Here is a 12719-nt window from a genome sequence, read left to right as displayed (position 1 = left end):
TGCCCGCGGGGCCCTTGGGTTGGGGGGGGGGGGGCGGGGGCCCGGGGCGCGGGGGCCTCCCCCCCCCCGCCCGCCCCCCACCCGGGGGGGGCCCCCCCCCGGGGCGCCCCCACGACTCTCTGCGGTTACAGCGTTCGGTCTAACTCAGGGCACGACCCCTTCGAACACGAGCGGCACTGTCGCTGTATCGGTTCCGTAGCTCAGCACCAGGTCGAAGGTCCAGTCGATGTCGTCGCCCGTCGTGGGCGCAACCCCGCGGGTGACGGTGCCCTGGGCCGTGTTCACCTCGAACGCGGCCGCGGCGTCGGCCGGCGTCTGGGCCGGAACGGCCGAAACGTAGTCGAGCTCGAACACCAGCTGCGAGGCGAAGTCGGCGGGGAGCCACTCGGTGTTGGTCACGCCGCTGACCCTGATGCGATCCCCGGGCACCACGGTGGTGCTGGCGTTGGTGTAGGCGAACGTCCCTTGGGGTGCGGTGCCTTCGGAGTTGAACACCTGCATCGACAGCGCCAGGTCGATGGCGAAGTCGATCTCCGCCGTCTGCCCGAGGGAGTCGGTGACGGTCACGGTGCCCGTGTAGGTGCCGGGGTAGCCGGTGGCCCCCGAGATCTGGCCGGTCGCGGCGTCGACAGTGAGTTCGAACGTCTCGGCAGGGTTCACGCCGTCGTCCACGACGAACGCGGCTGGCAGGGCGCCGGCGGTCAGCGCGTAGGTGAGGTCCCCGTAGCCAGGCGAAGTGGCGGCGGGTGCGGCCAGGGAGATCGGGTTCGTGACGCTGCCGGTCCCAACGAACGCGGCGTAATCGCCACCGAAGGCGAGGGGCTCGGCCACGACCACGTCGACCGTTGCGCTGTATGCGGCGTCGGCATCGCTCGTGACGGTGATCTCGGCCGTGCCGGAAGCGACGCCGGTGACGACGCCAGTGGCCTCGTCGACCGTGGCGACGGCCTCGTTGGCGCTGGCCCAGGTGTGGGCGGTGCTCGCCCCCCCGACGGTGGAGACAGTCGCCGTGAGGGTGACGGTTCCGCCGACGGTGGTGGCCGGGGCGGCCTGGTCGATGGCGATGCCCGTGACCGCGGGTGCGGCCGCGACTGTAACGGTCACGCTGTCGAACTTCTCCGCGTCGGCCACGCTCGTGGCCGTGATGGTCGCGCTGCCGGCGGCAACGCCGGTCACGACACCGTCGGCAGTCACCATCGCGACGGCATCGTCACTGCTGCTCCACGTCACGGCTTGACTTGCGCCGCCGACGACCTCGACGACCACGTCGAGGTCCACCGAGTCACCGGCCGTCACGGCCTGGTCGCCGCCCTGGATGGTGACGCTAGTCACGCTGGGGGCGACCGCCACCGTCGTGAACACCCAGGAACTCTTGGCGCCCAGCTTCACGCCCTGGGCGCTCTCCACTTCGGCACCAACCGTGGCGGTGTACTCGGTGCCGTTGGCGAGTGGCGTCGCCGGGGTGAAAGTGGCCTTGCGAGCGGCGGGGTCGTAGCTGACGATCCCCGGGACCGCGGCACCGCCTCGTGCGAGCGTGAACTTGCCGTCGAGGCTAGCCACCTTGATGGCCGTGCTGAACGTGACGCTCACCACGGAGTCGATGGCAACGTTGGCCGCGCCGGCGGCCGGCGTCCTGGAACTGATTGTCAACTTGGCGGGTCCCTGCTCTGGCGTGCAAGCAACCATGAGCAGCGCGATCACGAACGGTACGGTCAACCTTCTCAACATCGTCCTGGCCCTCCTCGGCGTGCAGCGGCACGAACGCGGCCGTAGTCGGAGCGAACCGACCAGGCCGAGCTTGGCACCATCTTAGCTAGGAGGCTCTCGCGGGATTATCACAAGATCGCCTCCTCGCCTCGACCGCGCCGGGATGTCGGAGCCCTACCGGGTGGCCACGTAAGAACGCCGTGAGAATTTCACACATATACTTCTCATCCAAAGGGCTCGCCCAAACGCTGACCTTGGGGCGAGCCCTACACAACCCGAAGCAACGACGCGTGCTCCGTAGATGGGCGCTTGGAGCACGCTGAGCCAGTAGCGCAACCGACCGGGACACGGAAGGACCGGACGGCATGGCGCATTCGCGGAGCACCAGAACCATGAACGGAGCGTGGCGTCGATGGGTCACGCTGTTGACCTGCCTGGGCGCGGTCTTGGTGGCGTGCAGGCCGCCGGAGGGCCGCCCGGCCGGATCTGTCGACCGCATCGGGGTGGTGCTCCTGAGCGAGGCACCAAGCGGAAAGGTATCCGGGCAGGCGACTTTCACCCGACTAGAGGCGCCGCGCGCAGCGGCCCAGGTAGCGGCGCCGCTCGGTGCTCAGGTCGGTTCTTGCCGCGTGACCGGTGACGTAGACCCCTCGGCAGGTCCGATGGCCCCCGGCGCAACCGGCAACCGGCTGAACGCCGGTAACGCGACGTTCCGGGCTGGCGGCACCAACTACGCCTCCCTCTCGCGCACCGACTCCGGCCATTACCAGTTGGCTGGCGCGACCGAGCCACTGCCTGCGGCTTTGAGCTTCGACCTGGCCGTGAGCGGAGCTTTCCCGTCGTTGACGGACCTGAGTGTCGCCACAGGAACGGCGCTGCGGCTCGCCGACACCGTCGATCCCGATGCCATCACGACCGAGACGGCGTTCGCGTGGGACCCGGGCGAGGCTGGCTCGGCGGTCATCCTCATCGGCTCGGGCGGGGGAACCGCTTTCAGCTGTCTCGCCAACGACGCCACCGGCACCTTCGCCTTCCCCGAGGCCACGCGCCAGGAGCTCGCAGCGGCCGGCTTCGCCGGCGGCAAGCTCGACGTCGTCGGCCGCATCACCAGCACCCAGGCCACGAGCGGCAGCTCGCTCCTGATGATCAACGCCCTCCGCCTCACCGACCCAAGGAACGAGTGACGTCATGCCACGAGCACCCAAGCACCGCCGCTTGACGAGGAGCGCCGCCATCCGCTTCGCCCTCCTGCTGATCGCCGTCGTCTTGGCCGTCGCCGCGTGTAGCGGCGACGGCCCGAACGCTGACGCCGGCCCGAGGCGAGACGGACCGCAGGCTGCGGTCCCGCCCGAGGCCCCGGCCTGGAACCCGAACCTCGCCCGCAAGGGTCCGGGTTCATCGCTCCCACTTCACCTCGGTTACATCCTGCCGGCCGCCGATCCAGAGGCGACGGTCCTCTGGCCGCAGGCCCCTGGTGATGTCGTGGTGCAGATGCGAGCGTTGGTCATCTCGGCGCGACCGTTCCACGCGACCGATCCCTTCGAACCGTCACTGAACGCCGCGCTAGCTCTGCTCCAGCAGGTCGGCATGCCGTACGACCACATCGTGGCCACGGACCCGGAGTGGAACCCGCAGTCGCTCACGGACCGGCTGGTCGCCAGCGACGGTACCGGCCGGTACCAGGCGGTGTTCCTGGCCACCAACAACCTCGCTTACGAAGCGCCCGACGGCACCTTCCCATCCGCGTTCGATGCGGCCGAGTGGGCGGTGCTGCAGGCGTACGAGCGCGCCTACGGGGTGCGTCAAGTGGCGCTATACGCCCAGCCCTCCTTCCCTTGGGGCTCGCCAGACGACTACGGGGTCACCCCTCCCGTAACGGGAGTGGGCCTCACCGGTTACCAACTCGGCACGACTAGCGCCGGGCGCGACGTCTTCTCCGACGTCGACGCCGCAAGCCAGATCACCGTGGAGGCTTCCTACGGCTACCCGAGCACCCTGGTCAACCCGGGTATCGCCACCCCCCTCCTGACCGCACAGGACGGCAGCGTCATGGCGGTGCGGGTCACGAACGGCGGCCGGGAGTACGTAGGGCTGTTCTTCGACAACGCCGCTTGGGGCGGCGTGCCGGTGGCCTACACCCAGCAACTGGGCGCCGCCCTCGTCAGGTGGGCCACCCGCGGGATCCACTTGGGCGAGAAGCGCAACAGCTTCCAGGGCGACATCGACGATTGGTTCCTAGACGCAGGACACTGGAACGCGAACACGCACCAGATCGACGACGACGCCTTCAACCTGACGGCGAAGGACGTCCTGAGCCTGCGCGACCAACAGCAGGCCTTGCGCTCCCAGAACGGCGGGATAGCCTCCGCCCTCACGTGGAGCATGGCCTTCAACGGCATGGGCACCACGTACGACGGTCAGGGGCAGGTGCCCACCAACTGCACCGAATCCACCTCCGCGACACTCACCTACATCACCAAGTGCGTTGCCAACGACTTCTTCTGGGTTAGCCATACGTGGGATCACGAGTACATGGACTTCATCCCAACCTTCGGCGTGAACCTCGACCAGGCCGAGGTCGAGCAGCGCCTATCCGACAACGACCAGCTCGCCGTCACCTACGGCTTCGGCGCCAACTACTCCCGGAACAGCGTCGTAACGGGCGACATCTCGGGCTTGGGATGGTACGCCCCGCAAGGCCCCGACACCGGCCCCAAGGTGGATCATGGCCTGAACTACTCGAGCCCCTACTTCATCCGCGCGGCCGTGAGCACCGGGCACGGCTACGTGGCGTCGAACATGTCGACCCCCAGCCACGAGCCGGGCTGCTGGGCGTGCGGCACCTACCTCACGCTCGCCAACAACGTCTACGGGGCGGCGTCGGGGTTCGAGGTCTTCCTCGTCCCTCGCTACCCCACCAACCTGTTCGCGACCGTTACCACCCCGGCGGAGGTCGTGGACGCGTACAACATGGTCTACGGCGAGCACGGCACCGATCAGAACCACTTCGACCACGACCTCACCTACCAGGAGATCCTCGACGTCGACACGGACATCGCCCTGGGTCACCTACTAAGCGGCTCGCCGTACCCGCACTACTTCCATACCCCCAACGTCTTCGAGTACGAGCCCGGCAAGTCGGTGCTCACGGACTGGACGAGCGTCCTGATCGGCAAGTACGCCGCGCTGGTGAACGAACCCCTCCACTCCCTGAAGAACGACGACTCGGCAGCGTACGTGCAGAAGCGCACCGACTTCGCTCGCGCAGGAGTCAGCGGTGTGTGGAACCGCACGACCGGCGAGATCACCGTCACCTCCGCCAACGGCGGCACCGTGTTCCTCACGGGCGCGTCACTCGGGAGCGGCGCCACGACCGTCACCTACAACGGGCGCGTCATCTCGGAACGCGCGTTCACCGCCAACCAGAGCGTGACCATCGACGTGGCTGGCACGCCGCCCTCGGCGCCGCAGATCAGCTCGTTCGAGGCGTCAGCGCTCGAGGTGGTGGCCGGCGCGCCGGTCGAACTGAGTTGGGCGGTGATCGGCGCCAACACGGACATCACGTTGCGCGCGAAGGGCGGTGGCGACGTAGCAACCGGCCTCCCGGCCAGCGGGTCGCGTTCCGTCGAGCCACGATCGACCGTCACCTACGAGCTCGTCGTCTCCTGGGTCGGCGGGACGCTGACTAGCGAGCTGGCGGTCGCGGTGATCCAGCCCCCCACCGTCAGCCTCGTCGCCGACCCGACCGTCTTGGTCGCCGGCGAGTCGAGCACCCTCTCCTGGGAGGTGACCGGGGCGCACGGGAACGTACAACTGAGGGCGCTAGGGACTGGCGGCGGCGTGGTCGCAGACGGCCTGGCTGCCACTGGAAACCTCACGGTCAGCCCGATCGAGTCCACGAGCTACCAGCTCGCGGCCGCTTGGGCAGGTGGCGAGTCGCTGAGCGCTGCGGTCGAGGTGGCCGTGACGCCGGCCCCCGTGCGACCGAGCGCCACCTTCACCGCCACGCCTCCCACCATCGCCTCGGGCGACGCGACAACGCTCGAGTGGCAGGTCAGCGGCGACGCCACGTCCATCTCCATCCGCACGCAGGGCGGAGGCGTCCTCTATCCAGGCCTCATCGCCACCGGCACGCAGCAGGTGAGCCCGACCGCCACGACGACCTTCGAGCTGGTACTGGATTGGGTGGGTGGGGCTCCCGTCGTCGTCCCGGTCACCGTCACGGTGGAGGCGGCGCCAGAACCTCCGACCGTCACCTTCACCTCGAGCGCTTCGAGCATCACCGCGAGTCACGCTGTCACCCTCTCCTGGGCCGTCGGAGCTGGCGCTACCAACGTCCGGCTGGAGACCGCCACCGGTACGGTGCTCGTGCCGACCGCGGCCGTCACCGACTCCTTCACGCACCACCCGGACGTCACCACCACCTATCGTCTAGTGGTCGAGTGGGCGAGGACGCCCGCGGTGACACGCGAGGTGACCGTCGCCGTCACTCCACCAGTCGCGCCCGTCGCCGCGCTGGCGGCCGCGCCCGCCAGCCTCGACCTCGGCGGGAGCAGCCTCCTGACCTGGTCCATCACTGGCGATTACTCGCGCGCCTCGCTTCACGCCGGGGCCGCGACCGTTGGCTCCGCCCTCGATCGCAACGGCTCGATAAGCGTGACGCCCGACGCCACCACCACCTACGAGCTTCGCGTCGAGTGGGCCGGAGGGACGGTCACGAGTAGCCAGCAGGTCACGGTCGTCCCCACCGCCACCTTCAGCGCCACTCCGACCGACATCGTCAGCGGCGGCACCTCAACGCTAGCCTGGGTGGTGGCCGGTGGCCACACCCGGGTGACGGTCCTCCAGGGGGGCACCGTCCTCGCCGCAGACCAGGCGAGCACCGGCAGCCTCCCCGTCTCTCCCACCGCCACCACCACGTACGAGCTCCGCGTCGAGTACCTCGGCGGCACGGTGAGCCGCCTGGCGACCGTCACGGTGAGCCCGGCCCCCGTCGCGCCCGAGGTCATCGGCTTCGCCGTCGCCCCCACCACCGTCTTCGCCGGGCAGAGCGCGCACCTCGCCTGGGAGGTGCGCGGTTCGGCGACCGGCATCGCCGTGTTCGCGGCCGACACCCTCGTGCAAGACGGCCTCGCGTCTAGCGGGACGCTCACGGTGACCCCGGCCGCCTCCACCACTTACGAGCTCAGGGTCGGTTGGAGCGGTGGCGCACCCGTCACCCGCACGACGGCGCTCACCGTGGAGGTGCCGGTTGCGCCCAGTGGCACGCTGTCTGCCGAGCCAGCCACGATCTTGGTGGGAGGAGCGAGCACCCTCGCCTGGCAGGTGGCGGGCCACTTCACGAACACGACCGTGCGGACCTCCGGCGGTCAGATCGTCAGCTCCGGCGTTGCGGCGACCGGCTCGGCCGTGGTCGCACCCACGACAACGACCACCTACGAACTCGTCGTCACGCCGGTGGTTGGTTCCCCCGCCACCATCGCCACCACTACGGTCACGGTCGAACCTCTGCCGGTCGCTCCCGCAGCCACCCTGACCGCCAACCCCGGCACCGTCACGGCGGGTCAGGCGACAAGCCTGAGCTGGGCGGTCACCGGTACGTACACGAACATCAGCCTGAGGAACTCGGCGGGAACGATCGCCGATGGGCTTGGGGCCACCGGCTCCCGCACGGTCACCCCGACAGCGACCACGACCTACGAGCTAGTTGTGACGTGGCCAGCCGGGGCGCCCGTCACGGCGGCGACGCTGGTGACAGTCAACCCGGCCGCCCCCGCCGTGAGCTTCTCGGCCAACCCCGCGAGCATCGTCGCGGGCGATACCTCCACGCTCGCCTGGGAGGTGACCGGGGCTCACGACGCCGTGACCCTGCAGACGGAGGCGGGAGTCATCTTGTTGGCCAACGCCGACGCGGTCGGCAGCTTCCCGGTCACCCCCACGGCGAGGACCAGCTACCACCTCGTGGTCAGCTGGGGCGGCGGCCCAGACATCGTGCGCCAAGCGACCGTCGAGGTCGCCGCCGCACCGGTGGAGCCGGAGGTGACGCTATCTGCCTATCCGGCCACGATAACCGAGGGCGAGAGCACGCAGTTGTCGTGGGCGGTCACGGGCAGCGCCACGGGCGTGTCGTTGAGGATCAAGGGGGGCGACGTGATCGCCGCTGGCGTCAACACGGTCGGCACGCGGCAAGTCGCACCAGCGGCGACCACCACCTACGAGTTGGCAGCCACCTGGGCGGGCGGTACCGTCACGGCCGAGACCACGGTCGTGGTCAGGCCCGCACCGGACCCTGACCCCGACCCGGATCCGGACCCCGAGCCAGGCGAAGGCGAGACCACCCTGACGCTGCGGGTCACCGGCGAGGCCTTCGGTCTCGTGATAGGCAGCCCGAACGGAGCCGTCTGCCTCGACGAGTGCACCGTCGCCTACCTCGAGGGAACGACCGTGACACTCACGCCGGTGCCCCTCCTGGGTTCGACCTTCCAGGGCTTCGGCGGTGCGTGCACCGGTGACGCATGCTCGTTGGTCCTGGCCGGCGAGCCACTAGTGGTCGAGGCGCGCTTCGGGTTCGAGGACTGACGCGGTGCAAGGCGCGGCGACCGCCTCATTGACACCTCGACCCGGCAATGCGGGGCGGGAGCGCGGTATCATGCCTGTTCGACGGCGCCGCGCCACGGAGGCACACCCCTCTCTGGGGCGCGGCCCGGCCCGGGGGCATAAGAGCGTTGTAAGAAGCCATCACCTACTCTCCAACGTACGAGCGCGAAAGTACTCGCGCTGCCCGATATGAGACCCACGGCCGCGGGGGCGCGGCACCTGGTCCGCAGTCGCGCGCCCGCCTCGCCCCGAGCCGGCAGCGCGGCGCGCCCCCAACCGAAAGGACCCTGCCAGATGACGTTCACGAGTTCACACGGTACCGGCCGCGGCGCGAGGCTCGCCGCCGCAGCAGCGCTCGCCTGCCTGGCGACGGTGCTGGCCAGTTGCAGGCCGCAGGATCAGCTCGCGCCGGGGTCGGTCGACCGCGTCGGCGTGGTTCTCCTGACCCAGGCGCACGCCGGCGCCGCGGCTGGCCAGGCGACGTTCGTTGCGCTCGGCACTGCGCGGGCGGAACGACTTCTCGCCGAGCCGTTCGGAGAGCAGCTCGGCACCTGCCGCGTGGCGTCGGCGGCGGCGCCCGGGACGGGTCCTGCCTCGCCCGCTGCGGGCGGGAACCGGCTGCTCGCCGGCGACCCCACGCTTCACGTCGGTGGCAGCACTTACGCGTCCCTGACTCGCGACGAGAACGACCGTTACCACCTCGCGGGGGCAACCGGCCCGTTGCCTGCGGCGCTCACCGTGGATATCGCCGCCACCGGCGGCTTCCCGGCTTTCGCCGGCGTCCCCGTCGACACCGGCAGCGAACCGGTCGTCGCTCCGGGCTTCGACGCCAACGGCGTGACGGTGGACACCGTGTTCGGTTGGACCCCCACCACCGGCAAGGCCGCCGTGCTCCTGGTGGGCTCGAGCGGTGGGGTCAGCTACTCGTGCCTCGCCGACGACTCCCTCGGCGCCTTCGTCTTCCCGGACGCCACGCGTCAAGAGCTCGTGGACGCCGGCTTCGCCACCGGCACGCTAGACACGTTGGGCCGCATCACCACCACCCAGGCCCGTAGCGGCAGCGCGCTCCTCATGGTCAACACCCTTCGCCTCGCCTACCCGGGGAGCCTGTGAAGGTGGTCGGCAGGAGCGGCCGCGACGCTGTCTGGCTCAAGGCGGTGACGCTACTCCTCATGGGGGTGCTGATCAGCGTCTTGGCTGCGTGCAGCAGCACGGGCGCCCCCACAAGGAGCGCCGACCCACGAGCCGATTTCGAGCTCCCGCCCACCAGCGCCCCCGAGTGGGACGGCGCCGCCTTCGTGCCGCGCGGGCCGTTCTACTCTGCCCCGCTGCACCTGGGCGTCATCCCGGAAGGCGAGCCCAGCGGCTGGATCATGCCCCAGGCCCTAGGCGACGAGGTCGAGATGAAGGCCCTCCTCCTCAGCGCCACAGACAACCTCGTCGCGGAGGCCTCCGCGGGCGCCTGGAAGACGCTCCTGGATCAGGCCGGCGTCCCGTACGACTGGGTGGTCGCCAGCACCACCACCATCACGCCGGAGGTCCTCGTGCGCGAGGACGGCGTCGGTCGCTACCAGGCGGTGCTGCTCAGCACCAGCAACCTGGTGTACTTCGACGGCACGGCGTGGCCCTCGGCCCTCAGCAGCACGGAGTGGGACGTCCTGTTCAACTACGAGCGCGCCTACGGGGTGCGCCAGGCGACGCTCTTCGCCAGCCCCTACAGCCCTCACGAGGATTACGGCGTCACGCCGGTGGGCGGCGAGACGCCGATGGACGGCATGACCCTGACTGCCACGGCGGCGGGCCGTGCGGTCTTCACCGACCTAGGTGTGAGCAGCGTCATCCTCCCTTACGGCACCACCGGCTTCCCTAGCAGCGACCCGCAGCCCGGCACCACCCCGCTCCTCACGGCCGCGAACGGCGACATCCTCGCCGTGCACACGAACACGGACGGCCGCGAGCGAGTTGCCATGCTCTACAACAACCCCGCCTGGGGCGTCACCAACACGCCAGCCATCTACACCCAACAGATCGGGCCGTCGCTCCTTCGCTGGGCGCTCGGCGGCGTGCACATCGGCGAGAAGCGCAACAGTTACCAGGCCGACGTCGACGACTGGTTCAGCGTCACCGGCCTGTGGGACGTCGACACGGCGCAGATCGTCGACGACCCCGGCTTCGCCATGTCGGCGCAGGACGCATACAGCCTGGTCGCGCAGCAGAACCTGTTGCGCGCCATCGGCGGCGGCATCGCCAGCGACTTCACCTGGTCGATGGCCTTCAACGGCTCGGGTGCCGACGTCGGAAGCGTCGTCGACTGCGCCCTGCCCACCAACTTGCACACGCTATCGAGCATGACGCGCTGCCTGGCGGGCGACTTCTGGTGGGTCAACCACACGTGGACGCACGCCTACATGGACTACAACCCGCCTCACGTGAACCTCGACACGGCGCAGGTAACGACTGAAATCTCGCTCAACGACGGCTTGGCGTCGACCTTCGGGCTCACCCCGACCTACTCGGGTAGGAGCCTGGTGACCGGCGACATCTCCGGCCTCGGCTGGTACGACCCGCTCGGTCCCGAGCACGAGCCGGTGCAGAAGGTCGACTTCGGCCTCAACGCCTCGAGCCCCTACCTGCTCGAAGCGGCCGTCGCCACGGGCAAGAGCTACCTGGCCTCCAACATGTCGACCCCCAGCCACGAGCCCGACTGCTGGTCGTGCGGCATCGTCCACCCCATGGACCCCGCCGTGTTCCTCGTGCCGCGCTACCCCACCAACCTGTTCGCCACGGTCACCACGCCGGCGGCCGTCACGCAGGCGTACAACATCGTCTACCCTCCGGGTACCTTCCACGAGCTCGGCTACGACGATCCGCTGACCTACGAGCAGATCCTCGACATCGACACCGACATCGCGCTCGGACACCTGCTCGCCGGCTCGCCCTACCCGCACTACTTCCACATCCCCAACTTCTACGAGTACGAGGCCGGCCGCTCGACGCTCTTCGACTGGACCGAGGTGCTCCTTGGCAAGTACGCCTCCATGGTCAACGAGCCGCTCCTCACTTACATGAACGACCAGACGGGCGACTACGTCCTGGCGCGCACGCAGTTCTTGGACGCGGGCGTGTCCGCAGTGTGGGACCGATCCACCGGGCTCGTCACGCTGACGTCGGCCGCTGGCGGCCCCGTCTTCTTCACTGGCGCGTCGCTTGGCGGCGGCGCCACCAACGTCACCTACAACGGTCGCACCATCTCGCAGAGGAGCCTCGCTCCCGGGCAGACGATCCGCTTCAGCGTCGACGGGGGAGCGCCAACCGCCCCCGTCATCGAGTCGTTCACCGCCACACCCGCCGGCATCGACCTCGGCGACACGAGCACGCTCGGCTGGAACGTGACGGGGGCGTTCGACACGATTACGGTCCGAGAAGCCGGCGGCGGCATGGTCGCCACGCTGCTGCAGCCGAGCGGCACGCTGGCGGTGACCCCGGCCGCCACCACTACCTACGAGCTGGTCGTCGCGCGTTCCGGTGGCGCCGCCGTGACGGCGAGCACCGTCGTCACGGTCACCCCGCCGGAGGCGCCGGCCATCACGTTCGTCGCCGACCCCGCGAGCATCGTCGCGGGCGGCAGCTCCGAGCTCCACTGGAGCGTCACGGGTGCCCACGAATCGATCTCGCTGCGGGTGCAGGGCGGCGCCGAGGTCGAGGGAGGTCTGCCGGCCACCGGCTCGCACACCGCGAGCCCGGCGACTACGACCACCTACGAGCTCGTTGTCACCTGGACCGGGGGCGCCCCCATCGTGCGGACGGCCACCGTGGCCGTCACCTCGGCGCCGGTCGAGCCGAGCATCACGTTCGGCGCGTCGCCGGCGACCATCACGGCCGGCCAGAGCGCCCTCCTCAGTTGGACGGTGACCGGCACCTCGACGAGCATCGTCCTGCGCGAGAAGGGCGGCGCCGTGGTGGCCACCGACCTCCCCGCCGACGGCAGCCGCTCCGTGGGCCCCCTCGCCACCACGACGTACGAACTGGTGGCCGCCTGGCCCGGCGGTGAGGTCGTCAGGGAGACGACGGTGACGGTCGAGACCCCGCCCGTCACCGAGATGGTCGAACTCACCCTCACCTTCTCGGGGTCGGGCCTGGGTGCCGTCATCGCCAGCCCGGCCGGCCAGGCGTGCGTGGACGACTGCAGCGCCACCGTCCCGGCCGGTACCACCGTCACCCTCACGGCCGTGCCGCTCCTCGGTTCCACCCTCGGCGGCTTCACGGGAGCCTGCACCGGGCAAACCTGCAGCATGATCGTCCGTTCCGACGTCGCGATCGACGTGAGCTTCGAGTTCTTGGATTGACATGACGATGCCGCCCTCCCGCCCCGCTCACCTCCGACCCGGCGCTCACACGGCGCGGCACGCTCGCCG

At 69.8% G+C, this 12719-nt stretch carries 5 protein-coding genes and 1 riboswitch; of the genes, 4 read left to right on the top strand and 1 reads right to left on the bottom strand.

All coding sequences use genetic code 11. The features are described from left to right. Positions 1-144 precede the first annotated feature (144 nt). A complete protein-coding gene (locus H3C53_02475; GenBank protein ID MBW7915542.1) occupies positions 145-1728 on the bottom strand; it encodes an Ig-like domain-containing protein in 1584 nt (527 codons plus the stop codon). 247 nt (positions 1729-1975) lie between these two features. Further along, a riboswitch (cyclic di-GMP riboswitch) is annotated at positions 1976-2058 on the top strand. Positions 2059-2369: 311 nt separating this feature from the next. Here H3C53_02475 and H3C53_02470 point away from each other — a divergent pair. The 4 genes from H3C53_02470 to H3C53_02455 all read left to right on the top strand — a co-directional run bounded on the left by H3C53_02470 (position 2370) and on the right by H3C53_02455 (position 12650). After that, positions 2370-2891 carry a hypothetical protein gene (locus H3C53_02470; GenBank protein MBW7915541.1) on the top strand — a complete coding sequence of 174 codons (522 nt, stop codon included), beginning with the start codon at positions 2370-2372 and terminating at the stop codon, positions 2889-2891. A 4-nt stretch (positions 2892-2895) separates the two neighbouring features. Beyond that, on the top strand, positions 2896-8286 hold the full coding sequence (locus H3C53_02465; protein MBW7915540.1) for a hypothetical protein: 5391 nt from the start codon (positions 2896-2898) through the stop codon (positions 8284-8286). A gap of 312 nt (positions 8287-8598) precedes the next feature. Continuing rightward, positions 8599-9417, top strand: a complete 819-nt coding sequence (locus H3C53_02460; protein MBW7915539.1) for a hypothetical protein — start codon at positions 8599-8601, stop codon at positions 9415-9417. 2 nt (positions 9418-9419) lie between these two features. After that, the gene (locus H3C53_02455; protein MBW7915538.1) at positions 9420-12650 is read left to right on the top strand and encodes a hypothetical protein; all 3231 of its coding nucleotides are present in this window, start codon (positions 9420-9422) and stop codon (positions 12648-12650) included. The last annotated feature ends 69 nt before the right edge of the window (positions 12651-12719 follow it).

It is taken from the genome of Trueperaceae bacterium (assembly GCA_019454765.1).
Classification (GTDB): Bacteria; Deinococcota; Deinococci; order Deinococcales; family Trueperaceae; genus JAAYYF01.
This window is presented reverse-complemented; position numbering and strand designations above follow the sequence as displayed.